Origin of the sequence: Spirillospora sp. CA-294931 (assembly GCF_050946795.1) — a bacterium.
GTDB lineage: Bacteria > Actinomycetota > Actinomycetes > Streptosporangiales > Streptosporangiaceae > Spirillospora.
In genome coordinates this window covers 7,022,004-7,042,595 of sequence record NZ_CP192006.1, presented here as the reverse complement: position 1 = coordinate 7,042,595, position 20,592 = coordinate 7,022,004, and the positions used below count along the sequence as shown (strand labels likewise).

The following is a 20,592-nucleotide window of genomic DNA, read 5'->3' as shown; positions in this document are numbered from 1 at the left end:
CGGTGTTCATCGACCTGGACCGGGAGCAGCGGCGGCTCCGCGACGAGCTGCGCGACTACTTCGCCGCCTGCCTGCCGCCCGAGCGGCGCGCCGCGATCGCCGAGGACCCGTTCGGCCCGCCCTACCAGGAGCACTGCCGCCGCCTCGGCCGCGACGGCATGCTCGGGGTGGCGCTGCCGCGCGAGTACGGCGGCCGGGGCTACGGCCCGCTGGAGCAGCAGATCTTCGCCAACGAGATCGCGCGCGCGGAGATCCCCTATCCGATCATCACGCTGAACACGGTGGCTCCGACGCTGCTCCAGTACGGAACCGAGGCGCAGAAGGAGCGCTTCCTGCCCAGGATCATGGCGGGGGAGTGCCACTTCGCGATCGGGTACAGCGAGCCGGGCGCCGGGACCGACCTGGCCGCGCTGCGCACCACCGCCGTCCGGGACGGCGACCACTACGTCGTCAACGGCCAGAAGATCTTCACCTCGGGCGCGCACCACGCCGACCACATCTGGCTCGCGGCCCGCACCGACCCGGACGCGGGCCGCCACAAAGGCATCTCGATGCTCATCGCCGACTGCTCCGACCCCGGCTTCTCCTGGACGCCGATCGTCACCATGGACGGCCGCCACCACACCAACTCCACCTACTACCAGGACGTCCGCGTGCCCGCCGACATGCTGGTGGGGGAGGAGAACCGGGGCTGGGACCTCATCGTCGACCAGCTCAACCACGAGCGCGTGACGCTGGGCCCGGCGGGGAACGTCGGGCTCTACCTCGACCGCTTCTCCCGCTGGGCTCGGACGGCGGTCGGCGGCGACGGGCGGCCGCCGATCGAGGAGCCCGCCGTCCGGCGCGCCGTCGCCCGCGTGCACGCCTACCTGCGGGTCAACGAGCTGCTCAACTGGCAGGTGGCGGCGAACCAGGACCTCGGCTGGCTGGGCGCGCCCGACGCGTCCGCCACCAAGGTCTACGGCTCGGAGCGGATGCAGGAGGTCGGCCGGATCATGGGCGACACGGTCGCGCGGTTCGGCGACCCCGGCGATCCGGAGACCGCCGCCCTGCTGGAGAAGCTGGACCACGGCGCCAAGGGCGCGGTCGTGCTGACGTTCGGCGGCGGCGTGAACGAGATCCAGCGGGAGATCATCGCCATGATCGGCCTGAACCTGCCCCGGGCGCCGCGGTGACGGGCGTCCCGGCGGCGCTCGCCGCGGCCGCGGACCGGCTGGCCCGGGCCGGGGAGCGCCCCGCGCCGCCCTGCCAGGACCCCGTCGACCGGGCCCTGATCCGCAACTGGACGCAGGCGCTCGGCGACACCGATCCGGCCTGGCACGAGGGCGGGCTCGCGCCGCCCGCGATGATCCAGGTCTGGTCGATGCCCGGGCTCGGCGCGCGCGGTGGCTCGGCGGCCGACGAGGTGCTCGGGCTGCTGGACGCGTCCGGCTACACCGGCGTCGTCGCGACCAACTGCGAGCAGACCTACGACCGCTACCTCCGCCACGGCGAACGCCTCCGCTCCACGATGCGCTTCGGCGGGCTGGCCGGGCCCAAGAAGACGGCGATGGGCGAGGGCTACTTCGTCACCTGGCACCAGACCTGGTACGACGAGCGGGACGAGCGCGTCGCCGAGATGCTGTTCCGCGTGCTGAAGTTCCGTCCCGCAGCGCGCGGCCGCCCGCAGGGCGACCGGGCGCGCCCGGCGATCGGGCCGGACACCCGCTTCTTCTGGGACGGCGTCGAGGCGGGGGAGCTGCGCGTCCAGCGCTGCGGCGACTGCGGCCTGCTCCGCCACCCGCCCGGGCCGATGTGCCCCCGGTGCCACTCCGTCCGGCGCGAGCATGTCGTGGCGTGCGGGCGCGGCGAGGTGCACAGCTTCGTCGTCCACCACCACCCGCCCGTGCCCGGCCACGTCCCGCCCTACGTGGTGGCGCTGGTCGAGCTGGCGGAGGGCGTGCGGGTGGTCGGGAACGTCCTGGACTGCCCGCCCGGCGAGGTGAAGATCGGGATGCCGCTCACGCTGACCTTCCGGGACGGCCTTCCGCAGTGGGTCCCGGCGGGGGCGCCGCTTTCCGAGCCGACGCCGGAGCCCGCCACCCTGGAGATCGAGCTGACGCCCACGTTCGTCATCGCGTCCGCGCTCGCCACGCGCGACCTCACGCCCGTCCACCACGACACGGCGCTGGCCCGCGCCCAGGGCGCCAAGGACATCTTCCTCAACATCCTCACGACGATGGGGCTCGTCCAGCGCGCCGCCCTGCGCGCCGCGCCGGGCGCGGTCATCGAAGGCATCGCGACCCGGCTGGGCGTCCCGGCGCACGCGGGCGACACGCTCCGGCTGCACGCCGAGCGCACCGGCGCCGCGACGGTGACGGTGCGCGGAGCCGTGGCCCTCGGCGACCACGTCACCGCGACCGTCCGGATCCGGGAGGACGCGTGAGCCTGTCCGGAAAGGCGGCTATCGCCGGGATCGGGGCCACGGAGTTCTCCAAGGAGTCCGGACGCTCGGAGCTGCGGCTGGCGGCCGAGGCGTGCCTGGCGGCGATCCGCGACGCGGGGCTGACCCCCGCCGACGTGGACGGCCTGGTCACCTTCGCCGCCGACGCCAGCTCCGAGATCGCCGTCCAGCGCGAGCTGGGCATCCCCGGGCTGCGGTTCTTCTCGCGGGTCGACTACGGCGGCGGGGCGGCCTGCGGGACGGTCGCGCACGCCGCGATGGCCGTGGCCACCGGGCAGGCCGACGTCGTCGTCTGCTACCGCGCCTTCAACGAGCGTTCCGGGCACCGGTTCGGGCAGGCGGGCGCCGCCGCGCGGGCCGACTCGACCGGGCTGGAGTTCTCCTGGCACCTGCCCTTCGGTCTGGCGACCCCGGCGGGCTGGGTGGCCATGCACGCCCGCCGCTACATGCACGACCACGGCGCCACCAGCGAGGACTTCGGCCGGGTCGCGGTCGCGATGCGGCGGCACGCGGCGTCCAACCCCCGGGCCTGGTTCCACGGCCGTCCCATCACGCTGGCCGAGCACCAGGAGTCGCGCTGGATCGTCGACCCGCTGCACCTGCTGGACTGCTGCCAGGAGTCCGACGGCGGCGTCGCGCTCGTCGTGACGAGCGCCGAGCGGGCCCGCGACCTGCCGCACCCGCCCGCGCTGATCACCGCCGCCGCGCAGGGCACCGGGCCCGACCAGATGATGATGTTCGGCTACTACAGCGGCGACCTGGCGACGCTGCCCGCGATGGGCGCCGTCGGCGCCGAACTGTGGCGCCGGTCCGGCCTCACCCCCGCCGACGTGCAGACCGCGATCCTGTACGACCACTTCACCCCGTTCGTGCTGATCCAGCTGGAGGAGCTGGGGTTCTGCGGGCGCGGCGAGGCCGCGGCGTTCGTGGCCGAGGGCGGCATCGAGCTCGGCGGGCGGCTCCCGGTCAACCCCAACGGCGGCCAGCTCGGCGAGGCCTACGTCCACGGGATGAACGGCATCGCCGAGGGCGTGCGGCAGGTGCGGGGTACCTCGGTCAACCAGGTGCCGGACGTCACGAACGTCGTGGTCACGGCCGGGACGGGCGTCCCGACCAGCGGCCTGGTGCTGGGCGTCAGCTAGCCCCGGCCGAGGGCAGGTTGAGCCCGGCCTCCAGGAACGCGAACGCCTCGTCGACGACCTCGTGGCTGACCGGGGCGCCCGGTTCGCCGGACTCGGCGGCCGCGCGGAAGGTGGCCACGGCGGCCGAGGCGATCACGTGCGGGCGCAGGTCGTCGTCGGGGTCGACGCCCATCCGGTCGGCGATGGCCTCGGTGAGAAAGCGCAGCTTCTTGGCCGCGAACTCCAGGCTCCCGGCCATCAGCGTCTCGCTCTGGGCGATCAGCAGCATCATGCACTCGAAGCGGTTCGGGTCGTAGCCCTGGACGCCCTGCTCGTAGGCGCGGACCATCTCCACGGCCGACCGGCGCAGCGCGGTCACGACCGGCTCGTCGGCGGGGCGCTCGGTGAAGGCCCGGACGAAGACCTCCTGCTGCTCCTGCTGGAAGGTGAGCGCCACGTCCTCCTTGGAGGCGAAGTAGCGGAAGAACGTCCGCGACGAGACGTCGACCGCGTCGGCGATCTCCTCGACGGTCGTGCCGTCGAAGCCCTTCTCGGCGAAGAGCGCGAACGCCGCGTCGATCAGCGCCTCGCGGGTGCGCTGCTTCTTGCGTTCGCGCCGGCCCGGGGGCCGGGCTCCGGGGCCCGCTGGACGGGCCTCGGGGGCGGTCGCGGTCATGGGCGAAGTGTAACCGGCGGCCTCCGCTCTGCCAATTGACCGATGATGACATGTGTCTTTTTGTGACTGTCGTCGCTTGACGACAAGTGTCATCGCATGACAGTTTAGGTCCATCACCGCCCGACACCGTGGAGGACACCGATGTCCCAGCCTCCGACCGCCGACGTGCTCCACCCGGGAAGCGCACCCGCGCCCCCGAGTGAACCTGGAGCCGTCCGGCCGACCTCAAGACCCGGGCACGGGCACCCCTGGCTCACGCTGATCGCCGTCGCGCTGGGCGTGATGATGGTCGGGCTCGACGCCACCGTGGTCTCCATCGCCAACCCGGCGATCGCCAAGGACCTCAACGCCGACCTGGCCGGACTCCAGTGGGTCACCAACTCTTACCTGCTCACGCTCGCCGTGGCGATGATCCCCGCCGGGAAGATCGCAGACCGGTTCGGCCGCCGCCGCACCTTCCTGGCCGGGGTGGTCGGCTTCGCGATCGCCTCGGTGCTGATCGGCCTGTCCGGTTCGCTCGGAATGGTGATCTTCTGGCGCGTCGTCCAGGGCTTCGCGGGCGCGCTCCTGCAACCCGCCAGCCTGGCGATCCTGCGCAACACCTTCCCGGCCGAGCGCCTGAACGCCGCCATCGGCGTCTGGGGCGCGACGGTCGGCCTGTCGATCGCGGGTGGCCCCATCGTGGCCGGGGTGCTGGTCGAGAACGTCAACTGGGAGTCGGTGTTCTTCCTCAACGCCCCGCTCGGCGTGATCGCGCTGGCCGTCGGCCTGTGGGTGATCCGCGAGTCCCGTGACAAGGACGCCGCGGGCTCGTTCGACCTGCCGGGCGTCGCGCTGATCTCCGCCGCGCTGTTCGCGCTGGTCTGGGGTCTGATCAAGGCGGGCGAGGACGGCTTCGGCGACACCGTCCCGCTGGTCTCGTTCGCCGCCGCCGTCGTGCTCGGCGCGCTGTTCGTCGCCAACGAGCTGCGGGCCGAGAGCCCGCTGCTGCCCATGAGCCTGTTCCGCTCGGCGTCGCTGTCGGCGGCGACCGGCCTGATCGTCCTGGCGTTCTTCGGGATGTTCGGGACGATCTTCTTCATCACCCTCTACCTCCAGCAGGTGCACGGGATGAGCCCGGTCGGCGCGGGCGTCCGGATGCTCCCGATGACCGGCGTCTTCATCGTCGCGTCCCCGATCGCGGGCTACCTCACCAGCCGGTTCGGGCCGCGCCTCCCGCTGGTGACCGGCATGCTCTTCACCGCCGCCGCGCTGTTCGGCCTCGCGCGCATCGGGACCGACGCCGCCTTCGTCGAGCTGTGGCCCTGGTTCGTCCTGATCGGCCTGGCGTTCGGCCTGCTCATCGTCGCGGGCACCGAGGCCATCGTCGGCAACGCCCCGGCCCGCCTGGCGGGCGTGGCCGGCGGCCTCCAGCAGACCGCCTCGCAGGTCGGCGGCGTCCTCGGCACCGCCGTGCTCGGCACGATCCTGTCCACCAAGGTCGGGGACGTCCTGTACGGGCGGCTCACCGAGTCGGGCGTCCCGGCCGACACCGCCGGACGCCTCGCCGAACAGGGCGGCGGCCTGGTCTCCCAGGGCGTCGCGCCCGTCCCGCCCGGCACCCCCGCGCCCGCGGCCGCCGCCATCACCGACGGCAGCCATCTGGCCTTCATGGACGGTTTCCAGTCGTCCATGAACGTGGCCGGAGCCGTCTCCCTCGTCGCCGCCCTCGCGGCCCTGCTCGTGAAGCGCGGTGAGACCCCGGTGGAAGGCGCGGCCGTCGCCTGAGCCCCCGCGTCGCACCCGGTCGAGCGAGGGCCGAGCGCCTAGACTGGCCAGCGGGCGGAGGAAGGCTGAGCCATGGGCAAGCACAGCAAACCGGCCACGCGGACATGCCCGGGGTGTGACGGCACGGGGAAGCACAAGGACCGAACCTGCGGCGTCTGCCGCGGCAAGGGCAAAATCTGAGCACCGACCAACCGGTGAAGCCCGCCTCCGGCCAGCTTCACCGGTTGATCACGTTCCCGCACGTCCAGCCGCCACCCGGGTGCGTGCCGTGTGGTCGCGCGTCCTAGCAATAATCGCGGTAGCGATCACGATCACGGTCGCGGATCCAGCCGTGGTCGCGTAGCTGGCGCTCGGTCTCGCGGACCTGGTCGGAGAACTGCGTTCCCGGGTCGGACGGGGAGCTCGGGATCGCATCGCTTGACGGGGGCTGGACCTGCGGGGGCTGCGGCTGCGGTTGTTGCGGCTCGGGCCTGGGTTGCGGGGCCGGCGGTTGCAGGGGCTTCTTGTCGCGCTCGGCGGGGGTGTTGGGCTCGGTGGGGAGCGGAAGCGGGCTCGGCTTGAGCGGGCCCTTGGGCGGGGGCGGGGTGTCCGGCGGGGTCTTGGGGGCGGGCTTGTCGCCCTTGGGCGGCGCGGGCGGCCTGACGGGTTTCTTGGGCGCCTTGCCCAGCGGCGGCCTTCCCTCGGAGCGCGGAGGGGGCTTGTAGTCGTCGGGGCTTGGGGGTGTGCGCTCGTTGTCGTCGTCCGCTTCCGGGGGCTGGTGGGGGTGCGGGCCCTCCGTCTCCGGCGGCGGGGCCTCTCCCGGGGGCATCGAGGTGCCGGGCGGGAGGGGTGTGTCCGGCGGGATGGAGGGCGGCGGCGCGGGACGGTCGGGGGCCGGGGCCGGTGAGGGTGTGTGCTTCGGCGTCGGGGTGTGGCGGGGCGGCGCGGACGATTCGGGGGACGACGCGGAGGCCGCCGGGGGTCTCGGCGGGTCGACCGTGCGCGGCGCCTCTTCGCTCTGGCTCTTGTTCGCGCTCGGGAGGAGGGCGCCGAAGCCGCTGCCCTTGGTGGACGGCCAGGCCAGCAGCCCGACCGCCGCGGCCGCGGCCGCGGCGAGACCGGCGGTCGCGCCGACGCCCTTGCCGCGCTTGCGCTCGCCTCGATGGCTGTGGGCGGCGACGTCGGAGCCGATCACGACCAGCGGGTTCGGCGCGATCCGTCCGGTCAGCGGGAGCACGGCCTCGGCCTCGCAGGCGGCGAGCACGCGCTCGCGCAGCCAGGCCGGGGCCTGGTCGGGGCCGCGGCGGGCCAGCAGTTGCGGCAGGCGCCCCTTCTCGAAGGCCGTGATGACGTCGGCGTGCGTCCCGGCCTCGTCGAGGCTGCGCATCAGCAGGTCCAGAACGGCACGTTCCAGCCGCGTGCGCGCCAGGTGGAGGAGCTGGCGGACGGTGTCGGGGGCGATGCCGAGGACGCGCGCGATGTCGGGTACGTTCAGCCATTCGCCCGCCGCGAGCAGAAGGGCCTCGCGATGGTCGGGACGCAGTTCGGCGGCGGCCTGGACCAGCGGGTCGTCCGGATCGAAGGCGGGGGTGAGCTCACCGGTGAAGGCGCCCAGTTCGGCGCAGGCCGAGCGCGAGAGCGCGTAGAGCCACAGCACGCGGTCTCCGCGCGGCGGATGCTGGACCGCGGCGACAAAGGCGTCCTTCAGTGCGGCCGCCGCCATCGCGTCGCCGACCAGCGACCAGCAATGCGCGTACAGGCGTGCAGCGTGCGAGTCGTAGAGGCGTCCCGGGTCCGCGCGCATGTGACCTCCGTTTGTGAGCGGTCGGCACACCCTGCCGAAACTGAGCTCCTACAAACTGGTGGAAAATGGATTCTATTGCAGAGATTGAACCTCTGAGAAGGGCCTGAAGTCACCTTTGTTGTCAGTAGCGGAGAGTGACTGATGACCTGGGCTATCTTCGGGTTAAGGCTTATTTAAGGAAGTCCGCGAAAGCGGCTCGATTACTTTCCGCTTGACCGGGGAAGGACACGTTGTTGCGTCGAATAGGCGGCCGCTTGGGGCTCCTCCGCCGCTACTCCACACCGCTGGTCTATCTGGGCGCCTACGGCGCCATGTCGGTGGTCTACCTTCACGCACTGTCACCGCGCGATCGCGAGGGCCTCGTCGCGTGGGCGAGCACCAACCTGGACAACCTCCCGGACAACCCGGTGGGGACGATGGTCGTCTCGGCGTTCGTCGCCGAGGGTTCGCAGGCCGGTCTGTTCGTGGTCGGCGCGCTCGGGCTGTTCCCCGTGGCCCGCCGTTTCGGCAACTCGCGCGCGCTGCTGCTGATCTCGCTGGGTCACGTGGTCGGGACCCTGGTCAGCCAGGGTGTGGCCGCCTGGCGCCTGGAACTGGGCGAGCTGCCGGAGTCGGTGCGCACCGCGTCCGACGTCGGCCCCTCCTACGTCATCTCGGCCGCGCTGGTGGCCGCGATCCTCTACGGCCCCGGACGCCTGGCGCGTCTGGGCGCGCTGGCCGGTTACCTCGCCGCCGCGCCCTCCCTGTTCGAGGGCCTGACCTCGCTGGAGATCGGCGCTCTCGGCCACGTGGTCGCGATGCTCACCGGGGGCGCCGTCGGCGGAGCGTTCGTCCTGGCCGAGCGCCGCCGGGCCGCGCCGGGAAGCTAGTCGCCCGAGGGGCTGGGGGTCGGGTTCGAGGTGGGGCTCGGCTCCGACGTGGGGGTTTCGGTGGGAGTGGGGGTCGGGGTGGTCGAGGGCGGGGGCTCGCTGCTCGGGGGCGGCGTGGTCGGCGGGGGCGTCGTGGGGGTGGGCGTCGTCGGGTCCGGCGACGGGGGCGGGGTGGTGGCCGGGGGCTTGGACGGGGTGCCCGTCTCGGGGCGGGTGTCCGGGGTGCCGGGCGGGACGTACGACGGGCCGGTGCCGGTGGGCGACGGGTCGCCGTTGGTGGCCTCGCTGGGCACCTCGGCGGGCGAGGACGTCCCGTTGGTGGCCCGGTCGGTGCCGGTGGTCCCGGGGGAGGTGACGGTCGGGAGCGAGGTGGTGCGAGCGTTGGCGGGCGTGTGCTGCCCGGCGCTCGTCGGGGTCAGGCTGCCCGCGCCGTCACCGCCCTTGCCCGAGGGCCAGGACGCCAGCAGGCCGACGGTCGCGGCGGCCGAGGCGGCGATGCCCGCGACGGCGCCGAAGCCGGCGAGCCTGCGGCCGCGTCCGGGCGCGGCGGGCGCGGGCTTGCCGCCGGCGATGACGACCAGCGGGTTCGGCGCGGTCACGCCGGTGAGGGGACGCTCGGCGGCCTCGCCCGCGCAGGAGTCGAGGACCTGGTCGCGCAGCCATGCCGGGGGCGCTTCGGGGGCCCGGCTCGCCAGCAGTCGCGGCAGGCGGCCCTTCTCGAAGGCCGGGATGACGTCGGGGCGGGCCGGGGCGCCGCGCATGAGCAGGTCGAGGACGGCGCGCTCGAACCGCGAGCGGGCGGCTTCGAGGAGCTGCCGCGCGGTGTCGGGGGCGATGTCCATGACCCGGCCGATGTCGGCGATCTCCAGCCACTCGCCCGCCCAGAGCAGCAGGATCTCGCGGTGGTCGGAGCGGAGCCCCGCCGCCGCGCGCAGCGGCACGTCGGAGAGGTCGAAGGAGACGGCGGCGTGCGCGTGCTCGGCGCAGGCCGAGCGTGCCAGCGCGTACATCCACAGCACGGTGTCGCCGCGCGGCGGGTGCTGGACGGCGGCGGCGAAGGTGTCCTTGACGGCGTGGGCGGCCGCCTGGTCGCCGAGGAGCGACCAGCAGTACGCGTACATACGGGCGGCGTGCGCGTCGTAGAGCGCTCCGGGTTCCCCGCGCATGTGACCTCCGTTGCTGACCGGGCGGCGCCGGCGGCGTGGTCCCGCAGGCTCGGGCGGATCAGGCGAAATCGAGACTGTAGTGCATCTGCGTGGTGTGTCGCGACCTGGCGCGCTTGGCGGGGGGTGCTGCTGTTCCGCCGGGCTTTACGGAGATTTCAGGGGGTTTGTTGAAGTTAGGGGATTTCTGATGCGGTTCAGCGGGGAAGGCTTCGAACTTGCTGTCGAAAAATTCAGGAGCCCGCATGCCCGGACTGACCGTGGAAGGCGTCTACCAGCACATTCACGGTGTCTGCTTCAAGACCGGCCCGCCCGGAACCGTCGGCGCGGAGACCGAGTGGTTCGTCCGCGACGACACCGATCCCGAGGCCCATGTCCCGACGGGACGGCTCCGCACGCTCCTCGACGTCGTCGGGCCGCCCCCCAACCGCAGCGCCATCACCTACGAGCCCGGGGGACAGCTGGAGTTGAGCTCCCGGCCCTACCCGGGGCTCGCCGAACTGCACGCCGCGCTGGACGCCGACATCCGTCACGTCCGCGACGCGATCGCCCCGGCCGGTCTGAGCCTGGCCGGTCACGGCGTCGATCCGTTCCGCCGCCCGTCCTTCCAGGCCGAGCATCCCCGCTACCGCTGCATGCGCAGCTATTACGACACCAGCGGATTCCCCGATTCCGGGCTGGCCATGATGTGCTCCACCGCCTCGGTGCAGGTCTGCCTGGACATCGGCGCCGACCGCGCCGACGCGGGGCGGCGGTGGCGGCTCGTCCACGCGCTCGGGCCGGTGCTCGTGGCCGCGTTCGCCAACTCCTCCCTGGGGGCCGGACGGCCCACCGGCCACCGGTCGGGACGCCAGGCCATCTGGAAAGCCCTCGACCCCTGCCGCACGCTGCCCGTGCAGGCCAACGGGTGGGACGCCGACCCGGCGGAGGCGTGGACGCGCTATGCCCTGGACGCGCGCGTCATGGTCGTCCACCGGGCGGGGGAGTGGGTGGCCGATCCCGGGATGACGTTCCGGGAGTGGATCGCCAAAGGAGAACCCGGCACCGACGACCTCGACTACCACCTGTCCACCCTGTTCCCGCCCGTCCGCCCGCGCGGCTGGCTGGAGCTGCGCATGATCGACGCGCTGCCCGTGCGGTACTGGGCCGTCCCGGTCGCGGTCGCCACGGCCCTGCTGGACGACCCGCGCGCGTCCGCCGCCGCCGAGGCGGCCTGCGAGCCGGTCACCGGTCGCTGGGCCGCCGCCGCGCGGCACGGCCTGTCCGACCCGGCGCTGGCGCGGGCCGCCGCGGCCTGCTTCGACGCCGCCCTGGGCGCCCTGCCCCGGCTGGGCGCGCCCGGCCTGGTGCCGGTGGTCGGCGAGTACGCCGAGCGCTATGTCGGCCGGGGCCGCTGCCCCGCCGACGATTCCCTGTCCTCGACCCCGGAGGAGTACGCCCGATGAGCCCGTTGGACGGCTCGCTCGACGAGCACGCCCTGAAGGAACTGATCGCCCGCGAGCTCGGCGGCGTCCGCGACCGCAGCCTCGGCCTGACCACCGAGGTGCTGGAGGAGTCCGAGCTGACCGGCCAGGTCTCGCCGCTGATGTCCCCGCTGGTGTGGGACCTGGCCCACGTCGGCAATTACGAGGAGCTGTGGCTGCTGCGGGCGGCCGCGGGGATCGACCCGATGCGCCCGGAGATCGACGGCCTGTACGACGCCTTCGAGCATCCGCGTTCGGAACGGCCCTCGCTGCCGCTGCTGTCACCGGGGGAGGCGGGTGAGTACGTCTCCACGGTCCGGAACAAGGTGCTGGACTCCCTCTCCCGGGTGCGCTTCGACGAGGAGAACCCCCTCACGGCGGGCGGCTTCGTCTACGGGATGGTCGTCCAGCACGAGCACCAGCACGACGAGACCATGCTCGCCACCCACCAGCTCCGCAAGGGCGCCCCGGCGCTGCTGGACCCGCCCGCGACCTCGCCGATCGACCCGGCGCCGGCCGCCGAGGTCCTGGTCGAGGCGGGGCCGTTCGAGATGGGCACCTCGGACGACCCGTGGGCCTACGACAACGAGCGGCGGCGCCACACCGTGGACGTCCCCGCGTTCCGCATCGACACCGAGCCGGTCTCCAACGCCGCCTACCAGGCGTTCATGGAAGCGGGCGGTTACGACGAGCCGCGCTGGTGGACCCCCGAGGGCTGGGAGTGGACGCGCTCGACCGGCAAGCGGTCGCCCGCGTTCTGGTCCAGGGAGGGCGCGGGCTGGGTGCGCCGCCGCTTCGGCCGGGTCGAGCCCGTGCCGCCCGCCGAGCCCGTCCAGCACGTGTGCTGGTACGAGGCCGACGCCTATGCCCGCTGGGCCGGGAAACGGCTTCCCACCGAGGCCGAATGGGAGAAGGCGGCCGCCTGGGATCCCGTCCTGGGCCGTTCCCGGCGTTACCCGTGGGGGGACTCCTACGAAGAGGGACGCGCGAATCTCGGGCAGCGGCTGCTGCGCCCCTCGGAAGCCGGAACATATGCGCCGGGCGCTTCGGCATATGGCGTCCGCCGGATGATCGGCGATGTGTGGGAGTGGACGTCGTCAAACTTTCACGCATTTCCGGGCTTCCGTTCCTTCCCGTACAAGGAGTACTCGGAAGTCTTCTTCGGCGACGACTACAAAGTGCTGAAGGGCGGTTCCTGGGCCACCCATCCGCTGGCGGTCAGGAACACCTTCCGCAACTGGGACTACCCGATCAGGCGGCAGATCTTCACCGGTTTCCGCTGCGCCAGGGACGCCGCCTGATGTGCCGCCATCTCGGGTATCTCGGCCCGCCGCGCACGCTGCACTCGCTCGTCTACGACGGCGAGCACTCCCTCGAGCACCAGTCGTACGCGCCGCGCATGACCCAGGGGAACCTGCTCAACGCCGACGGCTACGGCGTGGGCTGGTACGACGGCGACGCCCCGCGCCGCTTCCGGCGGGCCCAGCCGGTGTGGACCGACGCCTCGTTCCGCGAGATCGCGCTCGCCGTCCGGACAGGGTGCGCGGTCGCGGCGATCCGCTCGGCCACCTCCGGGTTCCCGGTGGACGAGTCGTGCGCGCAGCCGTTCCGCGCGGGCCACCGGTTCTTCAGCCACAACGGCCGGATCGAGGGCTTCGCCGGAGTGGAGGGCAAGCTGCGCGAGCTGGCGGGCGACCTGGCCGGGGAGCCCGACGCCCGGGCCCCGGTCGACTCGGCGCTGCTGCTCGCCTGCGCCGCCCGCCGGTGGCGCGCGGGCGAGCCGCTCGGCGACGCGCTGGCCGCGGTGGTGGCGGACGTGTCCGGGCTCGCCACCGGCCGCTACAACCTGCTCGCCTCCGACGGCGTCGCGCTGTCGGCCACCACCTGGGGCGACTCGCTGTTCGTCCGGGCCGCGCCCGGCGAGATCACGATCGCCTCCGAACCCCTCGACGACGGGCCCGGCTGGGACGCCGTGCCCGACCGCTCCCTCGTGACGGCGGACCTCGCGTCCGGCGTGCGCGTCGTTTCCCTCTGACAGGAGAACCCGTGGACCAGTTCCTCACCGCCGACGACCTCGCCAAGTCGCTGCGCGCCGACGTCCGGGAGGGCCTCACCGGCACCCCGAAGACGCTGCCGCCCAAGTGGTTCTACGACGAGCGCGGCAGCGGGCTCTTCGAGGAGATCACCCGGCTGGAGGAGTACTACCCGACACGGCGCGAGCGCGAGATCCTGCTGGCCCGCGCGCCGGAGATCGCCGCCGCGACCGGCGCCCGCACCCTGCTGGAGCTGGGCGCGGGCTCCGGCGAGAAGACCCGCGTGCTGCTGGACGCCCTGGGCGCGACGCTGGAGGCCTACGTCCCGGTGGACGTCAGCGGCGACTTCCTCGCCGACGCCGCGGGACAGATCGCGGCCGACCATCCCGGGCTGGCCGTGCGGGCGGTGGTGGCCGACTACGAGCAGCACCTGCACCTGCTGCCGTCCGGCGAGCGCCGCCTGGTCGCGTTCCTGGGCGGGACGATCGGCAACATGGCGCCCGCCGCGCGGGTCGGCTTCCTCGGCGGCCTGCGCGCGACGATGGGCCCGGGTGACGCGCTGCTGCTGGGCGCCGACCTGGTCAAGGCCCCCGAGCGCCTGGTGCGCGCCTACGACGACGGGTCCGGCGTCACGGCCGAGTTCAACCGCAACGTCCTGCACGTCATCAACCGCGAGCTGGACGCCGACTTCGACGTCGCGTCCTTCGAGCACCTGGCGGTCTGGAACGCCGCCGAGGAGTGGATCGAGATGCGGTTGCGCTCGACGCGGGCGCAGACCGTCCGCGTCGGCGGCCTGGAGCTGGAGATCGACTTCGCCGAGGGCGAGGAGACGCGCACCGAGATCTCGGCCAAGTTCCGCCGCGAGCGTCTGGAGGCCGAGCTCGGCGCCGCCGGGCTCGACCTGGCCGAGCTGTGGACCGACGAGGCGGGCGACTTCTCGCTCACCCTCGCCACACCCCGGCCGTGAAGGGCCCTACGACTTGCGGTTCGGCTGGGCGAGCCCCAGCCGGTTGACGCCCTCGACCAGGCGGGTCGCCAGATGGCGGTGGCCCGCCGGGGTCGGGTGCACGCCGTCGCGCCTGATGAAGTCCGGCGCGTTGCCGCTGCCCTGGATCCGGTTGCCGGTGATCCAGCGCTCGACGATCGGGTCGAGGAACGGGATTCCCTGCTGCCGCGCGACGTCGCGCAGCGCGTCGCGGACGGCCAGCGCGCGCGGCGGCGGGGTCTCGTTCCCCCAGATCGGCCCGACCAGGACCACCCGCGTGGACGGCCAGCGCCGCCGCGCGCGGTCGAGCACGTCGCGCGCCGCCCCGGCGACCTGCTGGGGCGGATGGTGGGTGTCGTTGTGACCGCCCGAAACGATCAGCAGGTCGGGTGCGGGACGCCAGCCGAGCTGGCTCTCGAACAGCACGCCGAACGGCTCGTTGGCCTTGCCTCCGGCCAGGAAGCCCGTCCCGCCGCGCCCGGCGAGGACGACCTGCCAGCCCAGCAGCCGGGCCGCCGCGGCGGCGTAGGTCGTCTCGGGCTGCGCGCCGCGCTCGCCGACGGTGTAGCTGTCGCCGAGGAACATCACGACCGGTGCCGCCGCACGCGCGGCCGTGGGCGCGGGAGCGGCGGACGCCTTCTGGTTCACCGAGCCGGAGAACGCGCCGCAACCCGACGCCAGCAGCATGCCGAGGCATGGCGCGACCATCGCCGCGCCGCGGCGGGCGCGGCGAGATGTCATAGGGGGGTCCATCCACTTCCCGAGGGGTGACGCGCTGATTTTACTGATCATTCCGGCGCGCGGGGACCGTCCGGCCAAGACCCGGGCGGCAGGATTCCTCGGGTGTCCCTACACGCTCCGTTCACCTCCGAATCACCCTGCGGACCCCGGCCCGCCATCCGGCGCCGGGAAGGTTCCGCAGTGACTCGACGGGACCGTCTAACTGAATTGGATCTTCTCCGCTTCCTCGCGGCGCTGGCGGTGGTGTTGTTCCACTTCACCGGGTTCGGCGGTGCGGGACCGTGGCCGGATCCGGCGCGGGAGCTCTTCCCCGCCCTCGCTCCCGTCACCCGGTACGGATACCTGGGCGTCGACCTCTTCTTCGTCATCAGCGGCTTCGTGATCCTGATGAGCGTGTGGGGGCGCGGGCCGGGCGAGTTCGGCATCTCGCGCGTGGTGCGCCTGATGCCCGCCTACTGGGTCGGCGTGCTGTTCGGCGGGATCGTCTACGCCGTCTTCAAGCTCGGCAACGGCGTCCCCGGCCTGGTGATCCCGAACCTGACGATGCTCCAGGGCGGGCTCGGCGAGAAGAACGTCGACCCGGTCTACTGGACGCTCTGGGTCGAGCTGCACTTCTACTTCCTGATCGGCATCCTGGCGGTCGCCGGGATCACCTACCGCAACTGCCTGGTCTTCATGACCGTCTGGATGCTGGGCGGCGTCTTCGCCGACGAGGCGGGGAGCAAGCTCCTCCAGGTGATGCTCGTCCCGACCTGGAGCCCGTATTTCATCGCGGGCATGGCGCTGTTCCTGATGCACAAGTTCGGCCAGACGCTGCTGCTGTGGGGATACGTCGCGGCGTCCTGGCTGCTGGCGATGTACTGGAGCAGCTGGCGGACGGGCCACGTCTTCAAGGGCGCCGACGAGACCGTCGTCTCGGTCGTCGTCACGGTCATCTTCGCGGTGATGTACCTGGTCGCCACCGGACGGCTCAAGCACCTGCGCTGGCACCGGCTGACCGTGCTGGGCGCGCTGACCTACCCGCTGTACCTGACGCACTCGACGATCGCGCTGCCGCTGCTGGAGAACCTCTACCCCGAGCTCGACCGGTGGACGGCGCTGGCCGTGGTGATCGCGGCCTCGCTCGCCCTCGCCTACGCGATCCAGCGGCTGGTCGAGCGGCCGGGGCAGAAGTGGATGCGGCGCAAGCTCTACGAGTCGCTCAAACCGCTGGAGGAGACGCCGCCGGCCCGGCTCGACCCGCGCGAGCGGATCGTCCCGCCCCCGGCGCCCGCGGAGCGCCCGCAGCCGGTGGGGGTCGCCTCGGACGGGCCGCCGGTGCCCCAGCCGTACCGGCCGTAGCCGGGCGTGCCGGGCCGGTGAGAAAGATCTTGGCGGAAGGTGTGACGCTTTCGCGGGCGATGGCGCTGAAGGAAAGAGAGGGCGGGTCAGCCAGTGCCAGGGCGGGGACAGGCTGGCCCGCTCTCTCTTATGCCGGGGCTATCGGACGGAGCTCGTCGGCATAGCTGACCGAGACGCGGCGCATGACGCCGCCGTCGTCGATGGAGTACTGGCCCAGGCGCCACAGGGGCGGCGAGTAGGCGTGGATGGACACGCTCGCCTCGTCCGCGCCGGTCAGCCGGTGGATGTGCTCGGGGCCGAACGAGAACGACGAACCCTCGCCGACGACCGTCCTGACATGGGCGCCGCCGATGCGCGGGTTGCACTCCTCCAGGGCACCGGCCACGACCCGGACCGCGCCCGAGGACGTGTCGTGGTCGTGCCAGCCGGTGTCGTTCTCCGGCGTCCAGCACAGGACCCACACGTCGACGTACTCGTCGCGGTGCAGCGAGGCGTAGTGGCGCTCGTCGGCGCTGAAGGCGACGTGCTTGCGCCAAAGCCCGGGTTGCTCGGCGAGACGGTCGACCAACTCGCGCAGCTCCTGCCGGTCCAGGGGGCGGTTCGGCAGGTGGGCGAGGGGTCCGGCCTCGGGGGAGGCGACCTCAGGCGGCATCTTCTGGCTCCTTTCCGTTCAATAGTCGGTGGGGGTTGCTGACGCGGATGGCGTGGTGGGCGGCCTCGCCCATGGCCGGGTCGCTCGGCCCGGCGTAGGGCCGGTCGGTGCCGTGGACGACCACGTCGACGCCGATCGCGCGCGCGGCGGCGTCGACGGCGCGGGGGCCGTAGGAGGACGTCTCGACGAAGGCCGCCGGGTCGACCGTGCCGCGCCCGCCGCCGCGCGCCGCCAGCCGCTCGCCGTGCAGCGGGGCCAGGCCCGCGAGCATGGCGAAGCAGACGCGCAGGTTCGGGTGGCGGGGCCGCCCGGAGGTGCGGAACGCGAACCAGGCGGCGTGCATCTGCTGGACGTAGGGCACGAGCGCCGGCCACCACGCGGGGGCGTCCGGGGTCGGGGGCGCGGCCCCCGGGTGGACGAAGAGGGGGAGCCCTCGCGATTCGAGCAGGTCGAGGAGGGGCGCGCAGCGGGCGTACCCGGAGGCGTCCAGCAGCGCGGTCGCGGGGAGCTGGAGACCGGCGAACCCGGCGTCCAGGGCCTCGGCGGCCGCCCCGGGGTCGATGTCGCGGACGTTGGCGGCCGCCCACGCGCCGAACTCCGGCGGCAGCGCGGCGGCGCCCTCGTGATAGGCGTCCAGCAGGGGACGCGCTTCGGCGTCCGGCAGCCATTCGATGCCCAGCGGCGACGACAGCGAGACCAGGGCGCGCTCCAGGCCGTCGGCCCCGACCAGCCCGGCACGCCGGGCGGCGTCGTGATCGGACGGGTTCACCTCGTAGGGCGGCTCGCCCTCCAGACGCAGCGTCCAGCCGTCGAGGAAGGGCGGTTCGCGGCGGCTCCGCAGCGCGCTGACCAGGGGAGGCCCCCAGAGATGCTGGTGCACGTCGATGCCGGCCACGCGAGTCGTCCTTTCGTCGGAAATCTACTGAACCGCATCAGTTAACCGTTTCAGTGAACCGGTTAAGCTGCCCCGCCGTCAAGTCGGAGCCGGTCTTGTCGCAGGCACCCTCTAGGGTGAGGGGGTGCCCGACAGGCGCAAACGCGCGACCATTCGAGAGGTGGCACAGGCGACGGGGCTGTCGCCTGCCGCCGTGTCGTACGCGCTTCGCGGCATCCAGACCTCGGAGGAGACCCAGGAGCGGGTCAGGGCCGCCGCCGACGAACTGGGGTACGAGGCCCACCCGATCGCGCGCGCCCTGGCCAGCGGCCGCACCGGCATGGTCGGCGTGCTCTGCGGCTCGCTCGGCGACTACTGGCAGCAGTCCCTCGCGGTCGGCATCGGCCGGGGCCTGCTGGCCCGCGACCGCTACGCGCTGATCGTCGACGCCGTCAGCGACCCCGAGCGCGAGCTGGCGATGGCCCGCCAGCTGCGCGACCAGCGGGTCGACGGCCTCATCGTCCAGCCCCTCGACCCCTCGGCCTCGCTCTGGGCCGAGCTGGCCGAGGCCATGCCCGTCGTGTCGATCGGCGACGCCCTCGACGGAGGGCGCTCCCAGGGCGAGGTGGTCTTCGACAACCGGCGCGGCGTCACCCTGGCCCTGGAGCACCTGCGCGAGCTCGGCCACCGCCGCGTCGCCGTCTTCACCCCCACCCGGGCCAGCACCCCCGACCGCCCGGCCGACGTCCACGTCAACGCCGAGGCCGAGCGGCTGCGGCTGGAGGTCGAGGTCGTCGTGGCCCCCCAGTCGCTGGAAGAGGCCACCGACGCGGCGTTCCGGATGCTCAAGACCCCCGACCGCCCCTCGGCGGTGTTCTGCTTCTCCGACTCCATCGCCTACGGCGTCTACGCGGCCACCCGCGAGCTGGGCCTGGACGTCCCCGGCGACCTGGCCGTCTGCGGCTACGACAGCCATCCCATGTCGGCCCTGCTCACCCCGCCGCTCACCACCGTCGACTGGGACATCGACGGCGTCGTCGAGGCCGCCGTGGGCCTGGTCGTCGACGTGATCGACGACCCCTCCCGGGGCAGGCGGGTCGTGACCGAACCCGAACTCCGCGTCCGCGCCTCCACCGCGGGCGCCCTCTGACCGGCCGCTCAGGGAGCGCATTCGTGGGCCAGACGAGGCAGCAGATCAGCGGCGAGGGCGATGTCGGCGTCCAGCGGCCGGTCCTCCACGCGCGGGTCCATCACGGCGGTGGCCAGGTCGTAGGCGGCCTTGAGCGGCCCCCCGGCGGGGGCACGTCCCTGCATGCGCAGAGCGCGCGTGGCGGCGACCAGCTCGCACCCGAGCCCGATCCGGTAGGCGGCGACGGTCTCGGTGGTCGCCCGCGCCGACTGGGTGGAGAACCCGGCGTGCTCCTCCACGCCCCGCGAGAGCACGGCGCTCCCCAGCGCCGCCGGGGTCGCCAGCCTGCGGACGTCGGCCAGGGCGGAGTGCGCCACGTACTCAAGGATCATGATCCCGGACGACGCCTCGGTGGCCCCCTGGAACGGGTAGAGCCCGGTGAAGGAGGGCTCGGCCAGGGTGCCGAGCCGCGCCGACGACAGCGCCATGGTCTGGAAGAGCGCCGCGCGGGCCGCGTCGAGCGCCAGGCCGACATAGGCGGTGTGGAAGTTCCCGTTGTGCCAGACCGTGCGCCCGGCCACGTCCACCAGGGGGTTCTCGGCGGCGGCGTTGATCTCCCGCGTGACGACCGCCTCGGCGTATTGCGCCGCCTCCAGGGCCGGGCCGTGCACCTGGGGGAACGCGCGATAGCCGTAAGGGTCCTGGATGCGCATCGGGGAGGCGTGCTCGAAGGCCAGCAGCGTCCGCATCGCGGTCGCGACCTCCCGCTGCCCGGGGTGGGGGCACGCCTCGTGGACGGCGGGCGCGTAGGGCTCCTCCGAGCCGCGGACGGCGAACAGCGACAGGGCGGCGACGACCGTCGAGGCCGCCACCAGCGTCCGCAGATCGGTGACCGCCAGCGCCGACTCCCCGAGCGTGGCCGCGTTGGAGCTGATGAACGCCAGCGCGTCGGCCGACCTGAGCGTGAACCCCGGCCCCCGCTCGGGCCCGCCGTCGGTGCCCGCCAGCCAGGAGCGCTCGCCCAGCAGGCACAGCGCGGTCGAGGCCAGCGCGGTCAGGTCGCCGGTGCCGATGGCGCCGTAGACCGGGACGGGCGGCAGCAGCCCGAGGTTCAGCGCGTCCGCCAGCGCCGCCAGCACGTCCGGGTCGACGCCCGAGCCGCCCGCGGCGATCTGGTTCAGCCGCACCGTGAGCATCGCCCGCGCGATCTCGGGCGCGATCAGCGGACCGGCGCCCGCGGCGTGGCTGCGCAGCAGGCGCAGCCCGTGCGCGTCGGAGTCCTCCCATTCCACGTCCACGACGCGGTTGGCGCCGACGCCCGTCGTCCGGCCGTAGACGGGCTGCTCGGCGGCCACGTCCCGGGCGACCCGCCAGGCGGCCGCGGCGCGCTTCACCCCTTCGGCCGCGACCTCGATCGTGACGTCCCCCTGGGCTGCGCGCGTTACCTGGGCACAGGTAAGGGATGTGCCGTTGATAACGATTCGGCTGTTCTCCACGGGCCCACGTTACTTTCTGAAGTATTCAGGTCGGTATGCTCTGGATCCGCCCTGGT

The 20,592-nt window shown here is 73.2% G+C and carries 18 protein-coding genes; 11 read left to right on the top strand and 7 right to left on the bottom strand.

The features are described from left to right. Nucleotides 1-2: 2 nt before the first annotated feature. The 3 genes from ACQPY4_RS31720 to ACQPY4_RS31710 are packed head-to-tail and all read left to right on the top strand — an operon-like array spanning nt 3 to nt 3,585. Nucleotides 3-1,175, top strand: coding sequence for an acyl-CoA dehydrogenase family protein (locus ACQPY4_RS31720; protein ID WP_433327127.1), 1,173 nt, complete (start codon nt 3-5; stop codon nt 1,173-1,175). Further along, entirely contained in the window at nt 1,172-2,425 is a 1,254-nt protein-coding gene (locus tag ACQPY4_RS31715; RefSeq protein ID WP_433327125.1) for an OB-fold domain-containing protein, read from the top strand. The genes ACQPY4_RS31720 and ACQPY4_RS31715 overlap by 4 nt, the downstream gene beginning before the upstream one ends. After that, nucleotides 2,422-3,585: a lipid-transfer protein gene (locus tag ACQPY4_RS31710; protein WP_433327123.1), complete on the top strand. Its 1,164-nt coding sequence runs from the start codon at nt 2,422-2,424 to the stop codon at nt 3,583-3,585. The genes ACQPY4_RS31715 and ACQPY4_RS31710 overlap by 4 nt, the downstream gene beginning before the upstream one ends. Here the strand turns inward: ACQPY4_RS31710 and ACQPY4_RS31705 are convergent. Further along, complete coding sequence (locus ACQPY4_RS31705) at nt 3,578-4,240, bottom strand: TetR family transcriptional regulator (protein ID WP_433327121.1); 663 nt, start codon at nt 4,238-4,240, stop codon at nt 3,578-3,580. The two genes, ACQPY4_RS31710 and ACQPY4_RS31705, sit on opposite strands and share 8 nt — an antisense overlap. Nucleotides 4,241-4,381: 141 nt before the next feature. On the opposite strand from ACQPY4_RS31705, the gene ACQPY4_RS31700 reads away from it, so the two are divergent. Further along, nucleotides 4,382-6,007 (top strand): MFS transporter, encoded by a 1,626-nt coding sequence (locus ACQPY4_RS31700; protein ID WP_433327119.1) that lies wholly within the window; start codon nt 4,382-4,384, stop codon nt 6,005-6,007. Nucleotides 6,008-6,290: 283 nt separating this feature from the next. On the opposite strand, the gene ACQPY4_RS31695 is transcribed toward ACQPY4_RS31700, so the two are convergent. After that, on the bottom strand, nt 6,291-7,790 hold the full coding sequence (locus tag ACQPY4_RS31695) for an RNA polymerase sigma factor (RefSeq protein WP_433327117.1): 1,500 nt from the start codon (nt 7,788-7,790) through the stop codon (nt 6,291-6,293). Between the two features lie 254 nt (nt 7,791-8,044). Here ACQPY4_RS31695 and ACQPY4_RS31690 point away from each other — a divergent pair, with 254 nt between their 5' ends. Beyond that, nucleotides 8,045-8,659 (top strand): rhomboid-like protein, encoded by a 615-nt coding sequence (locus ACQPY4_RS31690; RefSeq protein ID WP_433327115.1) that lies wholly within the window; start codon nt 8,045-8,047, stop codon nt 8,657-8,659. Here ACQPY4_RS31690 and ACQPY4_RS31685 read toward each other — a convergent pair. Beyond that, nucleotides 8,656-9,825 (bottom strand): RNA polymerase sigma factor, encoded by a 1,170-nt coding sequence (locus ACQPY4_RS31685; RefSeq protein WP_433327113.1) that lies wholly within the window; start codon nt 9,823-9,825, stop codon nt 8,656-8,658. The two genes, ACQPY4_RS31690 and ACQPY4_RS31685, sit on opposite strands and share 4 nt — an antisense overlap. Nucleotides 9,826-10,067: 242 nt before the next feature. Between ACQPY4_RS31685 and egtA the strand changes: the two genes are divergently transcribed. From egtA to egtD, 4 genes are read left to right on the top strand one after another with little or no spacing between them, the layout of a single operon-like run. Then, a complete protein-coding gene (gene egtA, locus ACQPY4_RS31680; RefSeq protein WP_433327111.1) occupies nt 10,068-11,267 on the top strand; it encodes an ergothioneine biosynthesis glutamate--cysteine ligase EgtA in 1,200 nt (399 codons plus the stop codon). Next, nucleotides 11,264-12,586: an ergothioneine biosynthesis protein EgtB gene (egtB, locus tag ACQPY4_RS31675; protein ID WP_433327109.1), complete on the top strand. Its 1,323-nt coding sequence runs from the start codon at nt 11,264-11,266 to the stop codon at nt 12,584-12,586. Before egtA ends, egtB begins: the two co-directional genes overlap by 4 nt. Beyond that, entirely contained in the window at nt 12,586-13,320 is a 735-nt protein-coding gene (gene egtC, locus ACQPY4_RS31670) for an ergothioneine biosynthesis protein EgtC (protein ID WP_433327107.1), read from the top strand. Before egtB ends, egtC begins: the two co-directional genes overlap by 1 nt. 11 nt (nt 13,321-13,331) lie before the next feature. Then, a complete protein-coding gene (gene egtD, locus ACQPY4_RS31665) occupies nt 13,332-14,285 on the top strand; it encodes an L-histidine N(alpha)-methyltransferase (protein ID WP_433327105.1) in 954 nt (317 codons plus the stop codon). 6 nt (nt 14,286-14,291) lie between these two features. Here the strand turns inward: egtD and ACQPY4_RS31660 are convergent, their stop codons facing one another. Further along, nucleotides 14,292-15,044 carry an SGNH/GDSL hydrolase family protein gene (locus ACQPY4_RS31660; RefSeq protein ID WP_433327103.1) on the bottom strand — a complete coding sequence of 251 codons (753 nt, stop codon included), beginning with the start codon at nt 15,042-15,044 and terminating at the stop codon, nt 14,292-14,294. 207 nt (nt 15,045-15,251) lie between these two features. Between ACQPY4_RS31660 and ACQPY4_RS31655 the strand changes: the two genes are divergently transcribed. Next, nucleotides 15,252-16,385, top strand: a complete 1,134-nt coding sequence (locus ACQPY4_RS31655) for an acyltransferase family protein (protein WP_433327101.1) — start codon at nt 15,252-15,254, stop codon at nt 16,383-16,385. Between the two features lie 127 nt (nt 16,386-16,512). On the opposite strand, the gene ACQPY4_RS31650 is transcribed toward ACQPY4_RS31655, so the two are convergent. Both ACQPY4_RS31650 and ACQPY4_RS31645 read right to left on the bottom strand, forming a co-directional pair. After that, nucleotides 16,513-17,037 carry a cysteine dioxygenase gene (locus ACQPY4_RS31650; protein WP_433327099.1) on the bottom strand — a complete coding sequence of 175 codons (525 nt, stop codon included), beginning with the start codon at nt 17,035-17,037 and terminating at the stop codon, nt 16,513-16,515. Beyond that, nucleotides 17,027-17,932 (bottom strand): amidohydrolase family protein, encoded by a 906-nt coding sequence (locus ACQPY4_RS31645; RefSeq protein ID WP_433327097.1) that lies wholly within the window; start codon nt 17,930-17,932, stop codon nt 17,027-17,029. The genes ACQPY4_RS31650 and ACQPY4_RS31645 overlap by 11 nt, the downstream gene beginning before the upstream one ends. A gap of 160 nt (nt 17,933-18,092) precedes the next feature. Here ACQPY4_RS31645 and ACQPY4_RS31640 point away from each other — a divergent pair, with 160 nt between their 5' ends. Then, entirely contained in the window at nt 18,093-19,061 is a 969-nt protein-coding gene (locus tag ACQPY4_RS31640) for a LacI family DNA-binding transcriptional regulator (protein WP_433327095.1), read from the top strand. Between the two features lie 8 nt (nt 19,062-19,069). On the opposite strand, the gene ACQPY4_RS31635 is transcribed toward ACQPY4_RS31640, so the two are convergent. Next, nucleotides 19,070-20,536, bottom strand: coding sequence for an aromatic amino acid lyase (locus ACQPY4_RS31635; protein WP_433327093.1), 1,467 nt, complete (start codon nt 20,534-20,536; stop codon nt 19,070-19,072). Nucleotides 20,537-20,592 lie beyond the last annotated feature (56 nt).

Bases quoted from the DNA above. Each gene is read 5' to 3' on its own strand.
- ACQPY4_RS31705 (WP_433327121.1), bottom strand. From the start codon at position 4,240: ATGACCGCGACCGCCCCCGAGGCCCGTCCAGCGGGCCCCGGAGCCCGG.
- ACQPY4_RS31700 (WP_433327119.1), top strand. From the start codon at position 4,382: ATGTCCCAGCCTCCGACCGCCGACGTGCTCCACCCGGGAAGCGCACCC.
- ACQPY4_RS31695 (WP_433327117.1), bottom strand. From the start codon at position 7,790: ATGCGCGCGGACCCGGGACGCCTCTACGACTCGCACGCTGCACGCCTG.
- ACQPY4_RS31685 (WP_433327113.1), bottom strand. From the start codon at position 9,825: ATGCGCGGGGAACCCGGAGCGCTCTACGACGCGCACGCCGCCCGTATG.
- egtA (WP_433327111.1), top strand. From the start codon at position 10,068: ATGCCCGGACTGACCGTGGAAGGCGTCTACCAGCACATTCACGGTGTC.
- egtB (WP_433327109.1), top strand. From the start codon at position 11,264: ATGAGCCCGTTGGACGGCTCGCTCGACGAGCACGCCCTGAAGGAACTG.
- egtC (WP_433327107.1), top strand. From the start codon at position 12,586: ATGTGCCGCCATCTCGGGTATCTCGGCCCGCCGCGCACGCTGCACTCG.
- ACQPY4_RS31660 (WP_433327103.1), bottom strand. From the start codon at position 15,044: ATGACATCTCGCCGCGCCCGCCGCGGCGCGGCGATGGTCGCGCCATGC.
- ACQPY4_RS31650 (WP_433327099.1), bottom strand. From the start codon at position 17,037: ATGCCGCCTGAGGTCGCCTCCCCCGAGGCCGGACCCCTCGCCCACCTG.